This is a genomic window from Niastella koreensis GR20-10 (genome assembly GCF_000246855.1).
Taxonomy (GTDB): Bacteria; Bacteroidota; Bacteroidia; order Chitinophagales; family Chitinophagaceae; genus Niastella; species Niastella koreensis.
The window spans coordinates 5,784,429-5,802,784 of record NC_016609.1; the positions used below are offsets into that span (position 1 = coordinate 5,784,429).

Here is an 18,356-nt window from a genome sequence, read left to right on the forward strand (position 1 = left end):
CTGCCCTTAAACCCGGCCCCTGGTAAAAAGTTATCAAATGAAAAGTCCTGGGCTGCTATTTTTCCATAATTCCCAATCAGTTGTTTTGCGTTTTAATTTTTATGTGCCTTGTACGAGCACAACCCTCATAAAATTATAATACAACCCAAATGTAGTACCAGCAAGCATTTCTTCGATCTTAGTAATTTTCCAGGAATAAATAAATCATAGTATTAATTTATAATCTACTATCAACAACGTATATACATAGTTGAAAAACAATAGTGTGAATTACATAATTATTTGCATTACTTTGTTGCTGCAATCTTCCAATAGAATACCCAATAAATCCCGTACCGATGAAAAAATTCTACCGCTTATACGGTACTGCATCCTATGTTGGATGTGTACCATTAAAGATTACGCTTACACTTTTACTTTTCACCTTATTTACAGCACCCCTTCATGCACAGATAAACGCCTATGCGAAGGTTACCGCTATTGCTACTGCTTCGGGCATCACCACCCTGTCGATCAGTAATATCAGCCAGGCGTACCACACGTTTGCTGTAGGTGAACAGGTAATTGTAATACAAATGCAGGATAATGTTATTGGAAGCAATACCGGTAACACCCCCACTTTTGGCAACCTTTCAGCTATTGTGAATGCCGGTTATTACCAGATAGCTACCATCACCGCATTAAAAACCACAGGGACCGGCATGTACATCAAAACTACCGCATTGCCAGCCACTTTTACCATTGGTACCAACAGCAGTGTGCAGGTAGTGAGCTTTCAGAGCCTAAGCACCGGAAATTATGCTACTACCACTGCTATTACGGCGGTAAGCTGGAACTCTACCAATGGCTATGGTGGTGTAGTTGCGTTCCAGGTTGGCGGCACTTTAACATTAAAAAATTCGATTACTGCCAATGGGCAGGGTTTCGCCGGAGGCGCTGCATCTGACAACTATGAAAGCAGTTGCGAGCCTACTGTATACGCCAGTGCAAATACCAACTATGCAACCAAAGGCGAAGGCATTTATGTAAATACAACAGGGTATACAACAGGTCGAGGCAGGCTGATCACCGGCGGCGGCGGCGGTAGCGACGATAATGCAGGCGGCGCAGGCGGTGGCAACTACTCTAACGGCGGCAGTGGAGGCCCTGGCTGGACCTGCACCGGTACTGATGTGGCAGGTGGCCTTGGAGGTGTAGCACTGAGCAGTTATTTAGCTACCGGCACCCGTGTATTTATGGGCGGCGGCGGAGGTGGCGGACAGGGTAATAACGGTACGCAAACCAACGGCGGCTATGGAGGAGGCATTATTTTTATAAGAGCCGCTGCTGTTACTACCAGTTGTACATCATCAATAACTATTTCTGCCAATGGCAGTTCCGCCAGCAATACTACGGGTACAGGAAATGACGGCGCCGGTGGTGCAGGTGCAGGCGGCACTATTCTTATACAGTCAGGTTCATATAGTGTTCCCTCTTCTTGTCCGCTCAACTTTCAGGCCAATGGCGGCAATGGAGGAAGTGTAGCCAGCACCGATACGCATGGCGGCGGCGGCGGTGGCGGACAGGGTGCTATACTTTTTGCCGGAGCTGTACCTAATGCTAATATAACTTCAACCACAACTCCAGGAACAGGTGGTTTAAACAGCAGTGCAAGCGGCGCCACCAGGGCAGGTAACGGCAGCGGAACCAGTACTTCAGGTGTTATTGCAGGCATTGGTACGGTATTACCCGTTCAACTGATCTATTTCGCAGCAGAAAAAATAAACAGCAAAGCAGTATTGAACTGGACAAGCGCCGATGATATAAACGTAACCTATAATGTTCAGCGTTCAACAGATGGCTTCAACTTTGCCACTATTGGCTCAGTAAAAGGTACCGGCAATACCACTGGAACAACGAACTATACTTTTACCGATCCCAATATGATAGCCGGCACAAGTTATTACCGTCTTGAAGTAAGCGGTAACCTGCCCACAAAAACAATTTACTCGTCGATTGCTTCTTTAAACTTGTCGGCATTATCGAATATACCGGTTGCTTATCCGAACCCTGCTCATGATCATTTCAATATTCGCGTGGCAGGCGAAAACAGCAATAAAACACAGGTGGTAACTATTACCGATCTTACCGGTCAGCTTATTTATACAACCATAGGTAAACCAACCAACAACATCATCAGTGTAATACCAAGCAGCCCTTTAAAACCGGGCTTATACATGTTTAAAATAACCATCGATGGTGCTACTGAGCAAATAGGTAAAGTGATGATTCAATAAAAGATAATTCTCATAGGTTCAAAGCCGGAAGCGACTGTAGTTTCCGGCTTTTTAAATACCTACGCGGTAGTCAGCAGGCAATCTGGAATTCTTGTATTATTATCAGTCATGAAATTAATTTGCCAGGTAAGATAAGTTGAAAAGATAACCATCGACGTAAGCCTTTCAATTTCGAAAGGTTCGTCGCATGCTGGGGGATAACCTCAAAATAAAAATTCCCTTTTCCTGCGAGACTTTTTAGGGTTGGGTTCAACTATCCAATAATGGAGTAATTAGGTGAGCCAAGAAGTGACCGCTTTTAAAGATCCCTTTTTAGGTTATGTAAACTTAACACCAAAGCCCCTAAGCGGATTTATACAGTCGTTATTCAGCCAACTGATTGTCAATATCCATTCGTTCATGCAGATACTGTTAAACATTTGATATATAAATTTGAACACCTAAACTGTTTATGGATTAAGCTTTGCAAATATGATTCCGGCAGCAAAGGCCTGCACCAACCCATAAAATAGCCAGGTAATTACCATGGAAAACGATACATCGATTGCACTAAAAGTAAGCCATAATACGGGTATCAGCGCCACAATGCCATATACCAACGACATTTCCACTGCCTTCAAAAATAAAGAGCCTTTAAGAATCGTCTTATACCGCTCCCAAAACCATTTCAGCGCAATGCTTACAATAAACGGATGAGCATAAAACATCCAATCTGTTTTACCTGCAGATCTAAATACACTACTCATGTATTGCTGCGTAACACCAGGTAAGAACTTGGCGCCAGCAAAGAACATTAGGGCGCTCAGCAGTAACAATATAATACCTGACAACAATACCGATTGCAGCACCTTTTTCAATGGCAAAAATTTAGCAAATACTGGTAAGGAATTCATATGGTCGTATTTTGATATTATTACCTGTAGTAGTTTTAATATATTACTTTCAAGTCCTCCATCACAAAACTAATCTCCCTTCTTTCTCCGAACTATGACCTGAATTCATATGAACATGATTCTTATCAGTCCCCTATAATGAATTAAATAACTACACTCTTCATCCGTAGGTTGCAATGGGCAAGTATCAAAACAAACCACCATTCCCAAATATTTTCCAATTAAGACATTTGCCTGGTCTTTTAGTAATCTATATAGAGAGATTTAGCAGATATTTTTTTACACGAAATACTTCCGAATTCGAACCAGAAAAATGAAACCCTGCAATGCAAGGCTTTACAAAAAAGTGGACTGGCAGATTGTCGAACCAATTAAAGGAATTATTTAAGCGTATGAAGATTGAAAAGCAATTGATAGATAAAATTACTGCAATATCAATCGTTTCATGAGATTTATTTTCTTTCGGTGATGTAAAAGACGGTATCAATAAAGAAGAGTACATCATTTCTGGCTATTACATTTTCATCATGCATATCTTCTAATATCAACCCAAACTCCGTATTAAAGTAATCCTGGCGCTTGGTGTGTGCAAATCCATTAAAAATTAAATGATCTTTAATGTCGGCTAGGTCAGCTTGCTCCCCTTCAATGAAACGTTGGAGAACTACAGCTCGAAGTTCTCCTTCTTTGCCCATAGTAAAACCGACAAGTTCATAAGCAGTATTTGGAAACAACAGATTATGTATTACCAGGCTGTTAAAGTATTCAAGCCAAGTGGCATAGTACACCGCATCATTATTTTTAATAACATGCAATTGATCTGGGGCCAGATAAATTTTAGACTCTCCTCCCTCCGTCAGATACTGAGAACCTGCTGGCAAGGATTGCATCCAAAGTCTTTTATCTTCAGCGTAAGCTTTTATGAAGCGAGCCTGTTCTTCTTTGACAATTGAGCGACTTTCGAATTCCTTTTTAATAGTTGGATTTGAGCCAAAGCTTTGGCAAAGGAGATTTCTGATTGCTGTGCAATGATCTTTTTGCCCTTCAAGGACATCTCCTCTAACGATATTTTGAAGTTTTTGACGGATTTCATCTGAGATCATTTAGGCAATAATAAGAAAAATCGGCTAAAACAAACAAAACAGCATTTAATCTATTAAAAATCAAAAACTTAACAAGCAATAACAACCACTTAAGAGCAAATAGATAGTTTACATTAAATTTAGCCGAAAAGCATTTACGAACTAAATGATGATTACACCATTGTCGAATGAATCATTGCATGTTTTCAGGTCTCTTTTCAAAGGCAGGCAAGATGTGTTTGCTATACGCTGGGAAAAAGATGGTCGTAGTGGTTATATGCCTGCTTATGATTTGAATTGGGAGGAATTGGCCATTCATAAAGCAAATGGCGGTACGCTTAAGGACTTCGCCAATAAGTCCTATTCACCGTTAACTGAAAAAAGATTATTGAATCACTTGTCAGGCAAAGAGGTGATTGGTCTTTATCCGCTTTTGCCAGATAATTCCTCCTGGTTCATAACGGCCGATTTTGATGAAACCGAATCTGGAAAAATAAGCTGGCAGGATGAAGTGAAGAAATTTATAGACACCTGTGAAAAATATAAGCTGCCTGTATATCTTGAACGCTCCAGAAGCGGAAGAGGAGGCCATGTATGGCTATTTTTTGAAAACACTTATTCTGCTTTTAAAAGCAGGAAGATCATGCTTCACATGCTGGAATCCACAGGCATCATTTCTCCATTCGATAAAAATTCAAATTATGACCGGTTATTCCCTAATCAGGATTCACATTCCGGCAAAGGAATAGGCAATCTGATCGCTTTGCCCTTACAAAAGAAACCACTGGAGAATGATAATTCCTGTTTTATAGATCCGGTTAGTTATATGTCTTATCCAGACCAATGGTCATTTTTACAAACCATAAAGAAAGTGAGTATCCGGCAATTGGAAGATGTATACAATTCAATTATAGGCTCCGATAAAACTCTCATACAAACTGTTCCATCAAACCCTGGAATCCTCCAAATCACGTTAAACAACAATATTAAAATTCCACGCGTCCAATTAAATCCTGGCCTCGTAAACTTTTTAAGAGATAGCCTCAACTTCGTTAATTCTGAATATATCATAAAAAAGAAGCTGGGTAAAAATACATTTGGCACAGAAGCCTATTTCAGAATGCTTGAAGAAAAAGATGGTCATGTATTTATTCCAAGAGGATTTATTAGAGAATTACTTCTCTATTGCAAAGAAAAGCGCATCCAATACCAACTAAATGACGAACGAAAAAAACTTACGGAAGTAAAGTATTCATTCAAAGGATCTTTATATGATTATCAGCAGGCGGCGGTTGATACCGCAACAAAAAAAGAGATGGGAATTATTGTAGCCCCGCCCGGTTCAGGGAAAACCGTTATTGGTTTATCAATTATTGCTCAAAAAAAGCAACCTGCATTGATAATTGTTCATCGCAAACAGCTTTTTGACCAGTGGATTGAACGGATTCAGTCATTTTTGGGAATTGCAGAACCCTTCATTGGCAAAATTGTACAAGGGCAACAAAAAACAGGCGCACATATAACCGTTGCCATGATTCAAAGTGTTGCAGGTATAAATGCATCCGATGATATTTTTAAATCCTTTGGCACCATAATTATCGACGAATGCCATCATGTGCCTGCGAAAACATTCAGACAAGTAATTTCAAATTTCCACTGCTATTATTTGTATGGATTAACAGCTACGCCCATAAGAAAGAATAATGATGAAAAATTAATATTCATTCATATTGGGGAGGTAATTCATGAAATGAAATTACCCACCCAAAACAATACTCCTGTCAAAAAAGTTTCGATAATAATTCGGGAAACGGAATTACTGGTTCCATTTGATTACAAGCCTGACAAGGCAGAGACATTGCTCCAGATACTTATTCACGATTCATCAAGGAACCGCCTTATTATAGACGATATCATAAGCGAAGTAAAGACCGGGAAAAATGCCTTGGTATTAACTGAACGTAAGGCACATATCCAAACACTCTACCAATACCTCAAAACTAAATTTGAGGTCATTACTATTTCAGGTGAAGATCCCGAATCGGCAAAGAAAACCAAGTTCAGCCAAATCAACTCCGGAAATTTTCAGGTACTAATTTCTACGGGTCAATTTTTGGGTGAAGGTGCAGATATACCAAGCTTGGATTGTTTAGTGCTGGCATATCCATTTTCATTTGAGGGAAAAATGATTCAATATCTTGGCCGGGTACAACGCTCAGAAGCCATTCCGGTTATTTATGATTACAGGGACATACATGTCGATTATTTAGAAAAACTGTTCAAGCAAAGAAGCCGGTATTATCAAAAGCTATTACAAACAGGGGAAATACATCGATTGGATGAATTGATATTGATTTTCAATGAGGATAAAGTTTTCATAAATACGGATGCTACTATATTACAAATAGACCAACTTGATCTCCCTATACAAGTAGAAAAGTTCAAAACAGAGGTCGCATGGAAAATAAGAGTGCTGAAATATGACGAGGAAAATAGTGAAATCAGGGCTGAAATAATAGACTATGCAGCTAATCCGCAAATCAACACCGGCAATCAAATTTCCCTGCAATTTCAGCCTATCGATAAAATAAGATTTCGTTCTCTTGATACAGCCAGGCTATTACATGCTGTTGAACTAAAGAGATTTACTTCACCCCAAAAAGTATTTGAACAACCCAACGACAATGATTCACAGCAATCTTTTAAAACAATAACGAAACCGGCTGAATGGGTAGTTAAGAAAATCATGAAAGTACCTTTTCCAATGATTCAATTCTCAAATGCATGCGTAGCCTTTAGCATATTTATTGAAGAACTAAACCATGATATCAAATTTGAAATTGAAAATCCGGATATACGACCCGAGTTTGAAGCGGTCAAAGACTACTTTATAAAAATTCTGAAGAAAAAACTGATCACCACTGAAATTGAAATTCGTTACAACGAAAATCAGATATTATCTGCAACTGCCTCTTCGGAAGACATCAATAAAATAAATAGCAGCATTATTGATAGTGTTCGTTTTGAATTTGTAAAAAAGAGAATTCTGCCATTTAAAACAAATAATGATGAAAGCTCAATGCTACATACAAGCGACACATTGCTAACCCAACCCTTATTAAAAAAGATGTTTAAATCCGACAAGGATTTAATTGATGATATCTTAAGTGTAAAAGACTCAAAACATTACCAGCATCTTAAATTCCTCGCCGCACAACACCTTTCATCGGTGTTAAAAATAAGATTTGTATTACAGCCGTTTTCATTCCTGTTTCTATTACAGGGCGAAATGAAATATCACATTGTATGGGAGACACTAAATAGTGAAGAAGCTACTTATGTATGGCATTTTGAAAAAACAATGGATGCCTTGCGAAACGGGCTGAGTGAAATCGAAGATGTGCTAAATGAAATTAAGAATACAGGCAAACAGGATTATCTTAATAGGGATCACACAAACTTTAGTAGGATAATGCATGATTATTCCGCTGCCCAGAAAGGTTTTGTCGTTTGGAAAGGCTTTTTAGAGCAACGATTAATATAGCAATGCATTAAATATTAACCAATACTACCGGATTCGAACCAGTAAACAGTTCATTCTAAATCCATAAAGAATTTTCAAAAGAACAATTTGATTTCATTAACACACAAACCCGCTACAGGAGCGGGTTTTACAATTTCGTGGACTGCACTGGACTCGAACCAGTGACCCCTACTCTGTCAAAGTAGTGCTCTAAACCAACTGAGCTAGCAGTCCGGAAAGGCCGAAGGTAAAACAGTAGACCGCCTTCCCCAAATTTATTACCTTTAGGAAAGCACTTCATCATTCAAGCCATTTTATGAACCAGGAAATAATCAACCTATTCGACGAGTATACCCATGTTCCACTAGGTCGCGATGAATTCATTCGCCGGCTTACCAAACTTACCGGCAGCCTGGCTGCAGCGCTGGCTGTATTGCCCATGCTGGAAGTAAACTATGCCCATGCACAAACTGTGCCGCCGCAGGATGACCGCATTACCACCGAACGGATCGCCTACCCCGGCGATGATTGCACGATGAAGGGGTATGTGGCCAAACCTAAGGAAAAAGGGAAGTATGGCGCGGTGGTGGTTATTCACGAAAACCGCGGACTGAACCCGCATATTGAAGACATTACCCGCCGCGTGGCCCTGGCCGGTTACCTGGCCCTGGCTCCTGATGCGTTGTCGCCTGTTGGCGGTACGCCCACCAATGAGGATGAAGCGCGTGACAAGATCGGTAAACTGGATGCACAAAAGAACCTCAACAACTATATAAAGGCTTTCGACTATCTGAAAACAAGGGAAGATTGCAATGGTAAAACCGGCTGTGTAGGTTTTTGCTGGGGTGGCGGTATGGCCAACCAGTTGGCCGTTCATGTGCCCGACCTGAAAGCCGCTGTTGCTTATTACGGCCGTCAGCCCGATGCAGCAGATGTACCAAAAATAAAAGCGGCTGTGCAATTACATTATGGCTCACTGGATGAGCGTATCGATGCCGGCATTCCTGCTTATGAAGAAGCCCTGAAAAAAGCAGGCACCAAATACGAGTTGTACATGTACGAAGGCGCCAATCATGCCTTTAATAACGACACAGCCCCTACCCGTTATAATGCAGCTGCGGCCAAATTAGCGTGGGAGCGAACACTGAAGCTCTTTGGGGAAACACTCAAATAGTTAACAGGTTAACTTTCTTACCTCCTGCTTCTTACTTTATGCGTCCTTTATCAACGCTATCAACTTTGTCAACTCTATCAACCCGCATTTCCCTTTATCATTCCTCATTCTTCATTTCTAATTTTTCATTTCTTAAGACTTCCTTCTTTCAAGCTCCTTCTTAATCAACCCCAACTCCCTTCCCGTCTGCCCCGATACCGACGAATTCTCCTGCGCACGGCGCATCAGGTAAGGGGTCACATCTTTAATGGGTCCAAAAGGCAAATACTTGCTTACGCGGAAGGAATTTTTCGCGAGGTTGAAAGTGATATTATCGCTCATGCCATACAGTTGCGAAAAGTGAACGTGTGGATGATTATGCGGAATTCCTTTTTTATCGAGCAGCTCGGTTGTATACAAATTGCTGAACTCGTTGTGCGAAGCAACTATCAATGCAATGTGTTCCAGGTAATCAACACAAAACTCCAGGGCTGCATTATAGTCGCGGTCGGTTGCTTTTTTATTGGGTTGAATGGGCGACGAATAGTTCATGGCGGTAGCCCGCTTGCGTTCTTTTTCCATATAGGCGCCACGTACCAGTTTAGCGCCCAGGATAAACCCTTTTTGTTGTGCTGATGCAAAACTGTCTTTCAGAAATTGCAGGCGGTCGTGCCGGTACAATTGAATGGTATTGTAGATCACCGTTCTCTTCCGGTTAAATTTCTCCATCATTTGCATGGTTAGGGCATCCACGGGGTCCTGGATCCAGCTTTCCTCGGCATCTATCAAAACGCCTATTCCTTTGGCGGCAGCGGCTTCACAAATGCGAATGATGCGTTGTTCAACGCGTTGCCACTCGCCTTTTTCAGCAGCAGTCAATTCTTCGGTATGCACTTTTCCTTCAAACCCGCTTTTAGTGGTGGCGGCTGCATCCAGTTTCTCCAACAGGGCAAACCGTGCCAGGCCGGTTACCTTCACACTCATTAAGGGAATATTGGGTTGTGTAGCGGCATATTCGATCACCTTGATGAACTCATCGGTGCCATGATCAAAATTTTCCTCTCCTTCCATTCCTTCTACCCCATAATCCAGGATCACCTGCACATTGAATTGTTTTAGTTTGGCGGCCACATGGGCGGTTTCCTCCAGTGTTTCGCCCCCTACAAATTGCTCAAATATGGTGTTGCGGATCAGATTTTTGATGGGAAGTCCGGCTTTAATGGCCCAGGGAGTCAGTCTGGTGCCCATTTTTACCAGGGCCTGGTAGCCCATGCTCGAAAACAGGAAATGGGCTTTTTTTAACTCCTTGTCTGATTTGTATGCGAATGCGTTTTCAGTATTATCAAAAGATACAGCTACGGCGGTTTTTGACATAGAACTAACGAATGTTAGGCGCGAAGATAATTCTTTAGCGATTATTTTCTTAGTATCGGAATCATAAATCCCCACATTTAACACCCCCCCGATCTGGCGAAGAACGCGGATTGCGAATTGCCGATTGCCGGTTCTACCTGCACAGTCGCGAGACAAACCACCAGTCGGAGTACCCAATTTGCCGTTTGCCGTCTGCCGTTTGCCGGCTTCTGCCGCTTTTCCTGTGGCTACAACCTTGTAAATTGCATCTCATTATGAAGATCCTCCACACCGATATCTACAAGTTCAGCATCCCCATGCACCCCTTTACCATTGCCACCGGCACCATGCACTATGCCCAGAATATTTTCATCAGGGTGCATACCGATGCCGGCCTATATGGCGTGGGTGAATGCTCGGCATTCCCCATGATCGTGGGGGAAACCCAGGCTACCTGTTTTGAAATGGCGAAAGATTTTGCCGCCCTCTGGAAAAACAAGGATGCTTCGGCTATTGAAGAACGGTTACAGGACTTACATAGCTTCACTGCCTTCAACGCCACCATTAAAAGCGCCTTCGATATGGCGCTGTACGATCTGGCTGCCAAAGCAGCAGGCCAACCCTTATACAAATTCCTGGGCACCACCGCCAAAAAGGAACTGGAAACCGATCTCACCATAGGTATCGATCCCCCCGAACAAATGGCAGCCAAAGCCATTGACTTTGTAAAACGGGGCGTACGCATTATTAAAATAAAACTGGGGAAGAACGCCAAAGAAGATGTGGAACGGGTACGGAAGATCCGCGAAGCGGTAGGTCCCGCCATTGGCCTGCGCATAGATGCCAACCAGGGCTGGAGTTATGAGGATGCCCTTTTTGCATTGACCCATATGGGCTCTTTTAACGTTCAGTTTTGCGAGCAGCCCATGCGGTATTGGGACGATGATAAATTACCGGCGCTGGTTAAACAATCTCCTATAAAGCTCATGGCCGATGAAAGCGTATTTGACCACCACGATGCCAAACGTATAATTGCAGCCGGGGCCTGCGACTATGTAAACATTAAATTCTCGAAATCGGGCGGCATTTGGGAAGCGCAAAAAATACATGCCGTATGCAGGGAGCATAACATTCCCAATATGATGGGCGGCATGCTGGAAAGCCGGGTAGCGCTGTCGGCCTTTGCGCATTTTGCGCTGGCCCACGATAATGTTGTTTTTTACGACATGGATACCTGCATGCTGGGGCATAAAACCGATCCTGTTACCGGTGGCGTGCAATACAAAGGCTTTTTGCTGGAAGTGCCCGAAACACCCGGCATTGGTGCAGATGCCGACGAAGCATTTTTACAAACCCTTGAAAAAGTGACAGTTTAGAAATTCCGGTTTTTACGAATACACTCGTTTCCTGAACTTCTACCTACTATCTTTGCGCAAAAAACTACATGGACCAGTTTTCTAAAACGGCCAAAGAATCCGTAGTCACGATGACTGAGTTGGTATTGCCCAACGATACCAATATGTTTGGCAATTTAATGGGGGGACGTTTAATGTACTGGATGGATATTGCAGCTGCCCTGGCAGCTATGAAGCATTGCGGCACACCGGTGGTAACAGCTTCCGTTGATAATATCAGCTTCGAGAATCCCATAAAACTGGGCAACGCGGTACATATTCAGGCCAGGGTTTCCCGGGCTTTTAATACGTCTATGGAGATCTTTATGAGTGTTTGGGGCGAAGATGCCCTGCACCAGTATAAATACAAAAGCAACGAGGCCTATTTTACTTTTGTGGCGCTGGACCCTAATGGCAAGCCTCGTAAAGTACCTAACCTGCTCCCCGAATCGGAAGAAGAAAAGGAATTATTTGAGGGCGCTTTGCGCAGAAGACAGGTACGCCTTATACTTGGTGGCAAAATGAAACCTGATGACGCTACTGAACTAAAGGCCCTCTTTAAATTATAAAATAAAATCCCGCCAATGGCGGGATTTTATTTTCATTAGCATATTCGCACATTAGCCTATTAGCCAATTGGTTTTCTGTGCTGTGGGCCTCTCAGCATAAACGATTTGCTTTGCTCGATGGCATCCATCACCTGCGCCAGTATTACTTCAGTGGGCGCTTCATAATCTATTTGCAGCGGCTCCTTAAACGTTACGGTCAGTAAGGTGCCTTTCTTTTTAAACTTCAATCCTTTCTTGTTAAAAGCGCGCCAGAAACCGTTGATCACCACCGGTACAACAATAGGCTTGCAGAGCTTTATAATATGCGCTGTGCCTTTTCTGCCGGGGGCAAAGGGCGTTGTGGTTCCCTGCGGAAAAGTGATTACCCAGTTGCCTTCGAGCGCCCGGGTTATTTTCCGGGTGTCTGAAGGGTCCAGTCCTTTGCGCACCTCTGTACCAGCCGAACGCCAGGTCCGCTTAACGGTTAAAGCGCCACCGAGGGTAAACAAGCGGCTGATAAAACTGCCCCGCATGGTTTCTTCGGCAGCCACATAGTATACGTTGGTAAATGGGTTCAACAAATAATAGGGAACGCCCAGTTTATTCTTCTTACGCCATTTCACGGCGCAGAAGATATGCAGGAAGGTAATAACGTCGGCAAAGTAGGTTTGGTGATTGCTTACAAAAAGCACGTTCTTCCGCGGCAGTTTGGCAATATGCTCGGTGCCCCTGATCTGTAGTTTATTAAAAATAACCAGGCCTGGCCAGGTTATAATGCCTATGATGGGGTATAATATTTTTCGTACCAGTTTGAAATGTCTTAACCGTTCACTAAACGAACTCATTCATCAATATTTTGAAACGTCAATTGACACCGAAATTAAGGAAATGTTAATAAACTGCTATTGGTCATTTACAGCGCTTACCTGTTTATGTAATTTAAAAGTTTCCTCCATCTTTCAGGTATTAAATAATTACCATGAACAGAATTATTACCATTGTTGTTTTGTGTCTTTTAACAACAGGCATCTTTGCCCAGACGCCCAATCCTTTCCCCAAAACCATCAATGTTACCGGTAGTGCCGAACTGGAAATTATTCCCGATGAAATTTATGTGGTGGTTACCTTAAAGGAATATGAAAAGAAAGGCGCCGGCAAAATAGACATCGAGAGAATAAAGACCGATTTTCTAAACAGCTGCAAAAGTATTGGCCTGCCCGATTCCACCATTACCATCGCAGCCTATGAAGGGCATAATCCAAAATCACCCTGGAACAAAAAGGCCAAAGACGAATTATACGCCTCCATTTCTTACCAGGTAAAATTCAACAGCAGTAAAAAAATGGATGAACTGGTAAGTAAGCTCGATGATAATGCTACTCAAGGCTTTGATGTTACCCAGGTGTCGCACAGCAAAATACAGGAATACCGCAAGCAGGTAAAAATTCAGGCTATAAAAGCCGCTAAAGCAAAGGCTGAATACCTTACAGAAGCCGTTGGGGAACAATTGGGCGTAGCAGTGACCATTACCGAAAACCAGAATGACGCCGCGCCTGTAACATTTAATTATAGCAGGAACCAGCTGGCATTTGCTAATTCTTTCAATTCAAGTTTGTATGCCGGGTCCGATGATAATACCGGCGTTGATTTTAAAAAGATCAAACTCACCATGGAAATGAGCGTAGTGTTCCAAATAAAATAGTGGGCCATAAACCTTATCCTTCTTTCTTATCTTTGCGGGCATGAAATTTTCCGCAGCAATTTTTGATATGGATGGCCTGTTGATCGATTCTGAACCCTTGTGGCAGCAGGCAGGCGCTGAAACCCTGCAAGAGTTTGGAGTAACACTTACCGACGAGCAATATAACCTCACCACCGGTTTACGTACGCCCGAATGGATCGATTACTGGTTCACCCATTTCTCCATCAATAAAGAGCAGGCAAAAGAAGCTGCCAAAACCATTGAACAGGCCGCGCTCGACAAAATAAAAGCGCATGGCGATGCCATGGAAGGGGTCCAATACATCATGGAGTTTTTTAAAACCAATGGTTACCTGATCGGACTGGCCTCCTCCTCTCCTATGCGGTTAATTGAAGCGGTGATTGAAAAACTGAAAATTCTACCGTACTTAAACGCAGTTACCTCTGCCGAACATCTCCCTTATGGCAAACCACACCCCCAGGTATTTCTGAATTGCGCCGAATTACTAAAGGTTCCATCCACTACCTGTATTTGTTTTGAAGATTCCTTCAATGGCATGATCGCCGCCAAAGCAGCCCGCATGAAATGCGTGGTAATCCCTGCCCCTCACGTTCACCACGAAGGGCGATGGAATGCTGCGGACAGGAAGTTGTCATCGTTGTTAAAGTTTAATCAGACTGTTTTGGAGACTTTGTAATCGTAAAAGGCTTTTGGGCAAACGGCAGCAGGCAGGCAGATAGGAAAGGCAGTAGGCTCCCGATAGCTATCGGGATTCAGTGGGCAGTAGTGAAAAACAAAAACTCGTCGCGGCAAACTCTAACTCAAAACTAACAACTTAATAACTTACGAACCTACTAACCTTACCTTACAACCCCGAAAGCCTGACTTTACTCTCTGGTTAACTTGACTTTACTTTCTCATTTTTCATTCTTCATTTCTTTACTTCAACTTTGTCCTTCCTCTTTTGCCCTTTGCCTTCTTCCTAAAACTCAAACGGGACGCCCCGGTAAAGACCGGAACACCCCGCTGAGTGTTACTACCCAAAATGAACCTGTATGTATTAAGTTTGAGTACAGGAAGGCTGAACCGGTTATACCAGTAACAGACATCATCGTACGTAAAGTTGTATTGATTTTGATTAATGGTGGAAACAAACAGCACTTAATGCACTGCAATGAAACGTGTAAATAACCTGGAAAATACAGTCGGATTATAAAGAAGTGATTGGCTTCTTCATCTGGCACGGTTTCTTGATTGGACTACGATTTCTGATTTATCCCTACACTGGGGATCTGGTTGTATTTGTATGAACCGGATAAGTGGAAAAGTTACTGGCTATTATAATGTGGAATCTCCCGTTTGAGTTGCTGATATAAATATATAACATCGATTTTTGTTATGCAAGCTTGTATGCCGATTTTTTATTAACTAATGATGCCAGTCAATCAAGCAGTAATGGGGCTTGGCAATGATAATGTGATAGTTACACAAGCTATCTCGGTTTTGCATGAACGCTGACAAATGGCCATAAAAAAAGAGTCCTCCCGGTTAAACCGGAAGGACTCCTATATCATTCAGGAACCGCTTTCAGCTAACGCCACGTTAAGCGTTGTGCGTTCAGCGTATCAAATGTTACTCTTTTGTTTCAGGAGTACCACCTTGTTGTTCTTCCTGCTTTAATTTTTCCTTGATCTCAGCTAAAGCGCCCAGGTCACCTAAAGTAGCTTTTTCTACTTTACCCTGAATGTTTTTAACTGCTTTCTTGGTTTTGTCAGCTTCAGCACGGGCTTCTTTCTGAGCAGCATTCTTTTCTTCCAGCTTGGTTTGTTCCCAGATACGGGTATGCGAAACTACGATGCGTTTTTCATTGCGATCGAATTCGATAACCATGAACTGAGTTGTTTCGTCAGCGCCGATTGCTTTGCCGTCTTCGCGCATAAGGTGACGGTTAGGTGCAAATCCTTCCAAACCGTAAGGTAACTGAACGATACCACCTTTGTCATCTCTGCGGATAACTGTTCCCTCGTGAACTGAACCCACTGCAAATGTACCTTGCAGTGCATTCCAGGGATCTTCTTCCAGTTGTTTGTGTCCGAGTTGCAGTTTACGATTGTCTTTATCAATTCCGAGGATCACTACGTCGATGTTTTCACCAACTTTAGTGTACTCAGAAGGATGATTAAAGCGTTTCAGCCAGCTCAGATCGCTGATGTGGATCATACCACCGATACCAGGAGCCAGTTCAACGAACACACCATAAGGAGTGATGTTTTTCACCAAACCTGTATGACGGCTGCCTTCTGGGAACTTGGTTTCGATAGTGCTCCATGGATCTTCGCTCATTTGCTTGATAGACAAGCTCATTTTGCGATTATCTTTATCGAGCGTTACAATCTTGGCTTCGTACTCATCACCCAGTTTGAAGAATTCTTTCGCATTGATCGGTGTGTTAGCCCAGGTAATTTCACTTACGTGTACCAGACCTTCAACACCTGGCATGATTTCCAGGAATGCGCCGTAATCTTCAATATTCACCACTTTACCTTTCACTACAGAACCTTCGTGAATGTTTTCTGGCAGAATATCCCAAGGATGTGGAGTCAGTTGTTTCAGACCCAGGCTGATGCGTTTTTTCTCATCATCGAAGTCTAATACAACCACTTTCAGTTTCTGATCCAGTTTCAGCACTTCGCCCGGATGGCTGATGCGGCCCCAGCTGATATCAGTGATATACAACAGACCGTCTAAGCCGCCCAGATCCATGAAGGCGCCGAAATCGGTGATATTCTTGATAGTTCCTTCCAGAACCTGACCTCTTTCGAGTTTGCTCATGATCTCTGCACGTTGTGCTTCGATATCGCTTTCGATAAGAGCTTTATGAGATACTACAGCGTTCTTAATAGCTTCGTTGATCTTCACTACTTTGAACTCCATGGTCTTACCTACAAACTGATCGTAATCAGTTACAGGTTTAACATCGATCTGTGAACCTGGTAAGAATGTTTCCATACCAAATACATCCACGATCAAGCCGCCTTTGGTTTTTGAAGTAACAGTACCGGTGATAACTTCACCAGTTTTGTGAACTTCAACGATTTTTTCCCAGGCGCGGGTAATACGGGCTTGCTTACGGCTGAGGTTAAGGTGACCTTCCCGGTCTTCTTTCTCAACAACCATAACTTCCACTTCGTCACCGGTTTTCAGGTTTGGCAGATCACGGAATTCGTTTAACGAAACCAGACCATCGCTCTTGAAACCAATGTTGATCACCACATCAGTTTTAGTAAGGGCCACAACAAGACCTTTTACTAATTCACCGTCGGTAACCGCTTTGAAAGTACCTTCGTAAACAGCATCGTATTTCAGTTTCTCTTCTTTGCTGTACGTAGCTACGTTACGTTTGTCAATGCTCCAGTCGAAATCGTCGTGTGCACTGTTGTCAATAACTTCAGTGGCCGGAGCTGCAGGTGCTTTTGGTGTCGCTGTAGCTTCAGCATCCTGACCGGCTGCAGAAGACTCCTGTGCATCAGCGTTTAATTGTTTAATAAAATGAAACATGATAAAAACCCGATGATTTTAATTCGGGGCTGCAAAGATAATTCAAAATGCTGAATTACAGTCGGTTTATTTGTTTTTTTCCGTTTGGCAACTACCTGATTTACACAATGTTAAACAAGCGCTTTTCAGCAACATTTCCGGCTTGCGGCTGTTGCCCGAAGGGTACGGTATGATTCACATGGCAAAAACGATTAGCCCATCCAACAGTATATATTGCACGAAAATTGTTTGGTGTTTTTGGGAAAACGTGCATAAATAAGATTGGATTTAACGAATGAAAATTATTTTTTTGTGCTCCTATTCAGACAGGCAATTTTTCTTTTTACTTTTACTCGAAATTATTTCAACTGACTATTTGTTATGATTACACCAGTTTTGATCACATTATTTGAGCGGGACCTGAATAAGCTGACTGAAGAAATTTCCCAATACCCTGACGACAGCAGCCTTTGGGTGGTAAAGGATGGCATTAAGAACAGTGGAGGTAACCTATGCCTGCACCTGACTGGCAACCTGCAGCATTTTATTGGCGCCGTACTGGGTGAATCCGGTTATATCCGGAACCGGGAGGCAGAATTCAACTTGAAAAATATCGGCAAACACAAGCTGTTAAACGAAATAGAAAATACTAAAGTAGCAGTGAAGGATGCATTGGAACAAACCAGCAAAAAAGAGCTGGAAAAAAATTATCCATTGCCCATTAACGGCGAAACGGTAACGACTGAATTCTATTTGTTGTCTTTGCTGGCGCATTTGAGTTATCATACCGGGCAAATCAACTATCACAGAAGATTATTGGGTTTCCCGCAGGAACAGGAACAAGAGCAGGCGAAAGCAAAATAAATTTAAAAAACCAGGAAGCTGGGGGTCCCGG

General features: G+C 42.6%; 13 protein-coding genes and 1 tRNA gene. 8 read left to right on the plus strand and 6 right to left on the minus strand.

Going from position 1 to position 18,356, the window contains the following annotated elements:
- Positions 1–338: 338 nt before the first annotated feature.
- Complete coding sequence (locus NIAKO_RS22815) at positions 339–2,276, plus strand: T9SS type A sorting domain-containing protein (RefSeq protein WP_014220816.1); 1,938 nt, start codon at positions 339–341, stop codon at positions 2,274–2,276.
- A gap of 449 nt (positions 2,277–2,725) precedes the next feature.
- Here NIAKO_RS22815 and NIAKO_RS22820 read toward each other — a convergent pair whose 3' ends face one another.
- Entirely contained in the window at positions 2,726–3,169 is a 444-nt protein-coding gene (locus tag NIAKO_RS22820; RefSeq protein ID WP_014220817.1) for a hypothetical protein, read from the minus strand.
- 452 nt (positions 3,170–3,621) lie between these two features.
- On the minus strand, positions 3,622–4,272 hold the full coding sequence (locus NIAKO_RS22825; protein ID WP_014220818.1) for a putative polyvalent protein kinase domain-containing protein: 651 nt from the start codon (positions 4,270–4,272) through the stop codon (positions 3,622–3,624).
- Positions 4,273–4,417: 145 nt separating this feature from the next.
- Between NIAKO_RS22825 and NIAKO_RS22830 the strand changes: the two genes are divergently transcribed.
- Positions 4,418–7,795, plus strand: a complete 3,378-nt coding sequence (locus NIAKO_RS22830) for a TOTE conflict system archaeo-eukaryotic primase domain-containing protein (RefSeq protein WP_049815589.1) — start codon at positions 4,418–4,420, stop codon at positions 7,793–7,795.
- A gap of 138 nt (positions 7,796–7,933) precedes the next feature.
- On the opposite strand, the gene NIAKO_RS22840 is transcribed toward NIAKO_RS22830, so the two are convergent.
- A tRNA-Val gene (locus tag NIAKO_RS22840) sits at positions 7,934–8,008 on the minus strand.
- 82 nt (positions 8,009–8,090) lie between these two features.
- On the opposite strand from NIAKO_RS22840, the gene NIAKO_RS22845 reads away from it, so the two are divergent.
- Complete coding sequence (locus NIAKO_RS22845; protein ID WP_014220820.1) at positions 8,091–8,948, plus strand: dienelactone hydrolase family protein; 858 nt, start codon at positions 8,091–8,093, stop codon at positions 8,946–8,948.
- A 132-nt stretch (positions 8,949–9,080) separates the two neighbouring features.
- Here the strand turns inward: NIAKO_RS22845 and NIAKO_RS22850 are convergent, their stop codons facing one another.
- Positions 9,081–10,301 (minus strand): proline dehydrogenase family protein, encoded by a 1,221-nt coding sequence (locus NIAKO_RS22850; RefSeq protein ID WP_014220821.1) that lies wholly within the window; start codon positions 10,299–10,301, stop codon positions 9,081–9,083.
- Between the two features lie 254 nt (positions 10,302–10,555).
- Here NIAKO_RS22850 and NIAKO_RS22855 point away from each other — a divergent pair, with 254 nt between their 5' ends.
- Entirely contained in the window at positions 10,556–11,656 is a 1,101-nt protein-coding gene (locus tag NIAKO_RS22855) for a mandelate racemase/muconate lactonizing enzyme family protein (protein WP_014220822.1), read from the plus strand.
- Positions 11,657–11,724: 68 nt separating this feature from the next.
- On the plus strand, positions 11,725–12,243 hold the full coding sequence (locus NIAKO_RS22860; protein ID WP_014220823.1) for an acyl-CoA thioesterase: 519 nt from the start codon (positions 11,725–11,727) through the stop codon (positions 12,241–12,243).
- Between the two features lie 59 nt (positions 12,244–12,302).
- Here NIAKO_RS22860 and NIAKO_RS22865 read toward each other — a convergent pair whose 3' ends face one another.
- Positions 12,303–13,067, minus strand: a complete 765-nt coding sequence (locus NIAKO_RS22865; protein ID WP_014220824.1) for a lysophospholipid acyltransferase family protein — start codon at positions 13,065–13,067, stop codon at positions 12,303–12,305.
- A gap of 134 nt (positions 13,068–13,201) precedes the next feature.
- Between NIAKO_RS22865 and NIAKO_RS22870 the strand changes: the two genes are divergently transcribed.
- The gene (locus tag NIAKO_RS22870) at positions 13,202–13,924 is read left to right on the plus strand and encodes an SIMPL domain-containing protein (RefSeq protein ID WP_014220825.1); all 723 of its coding nucleotides are present in this window, start codon (positions 13,202–13,204) and stop codon (positions 13,922–13,924) included.
- 40 nt (positions 13,925–13,964) lie between these two features.
- Positions 13,965–14,621 (plus strand): hexitol phosphatase HxpB, encoded by a 657-nt coding sequence (hxpB, locus tag NIAKO_RS22875; RefSeq protein WP_014220826.1) that lies wholly within the window; start codon positions 13,965–13,967, stop codon positions 14,619–14,621.
- Between the two features lie 935 nt (positions 14,622–15,556).
- Here the strand turns inward: hxpB and rpsA are convergent.
- A complete protein-coding gene (rpsA, locus tag NIAKO_RS22880) occupies positions 15,557–17,482 on the minus strand; it encodes a 30S ribosomal protein S1 (protein ID WP_014220827.1) in 1,926 nt (641 codons plus the stop codon).
- A 360-nt stretch (positions 17,483–17,842) separates the two neighbouring features.
- Here rpsA and NIAKO_RS22885 point away from each other — a divergent pair, with 360 nt between their 5' ends.
- Positions 17,843–18,325: a DUF1572 family protein gene (locus NIAKO_RS22885; RefSeq protein ID WP_014220828.1), complete on the plus strand. Its 483-nt coding sequence runs from the start codon at positions 17,843–17,845 to the stop codon at positions 18,323–18,325.
- Positions 18,326–18,356 lie beyond the last annotated feature (31 nt).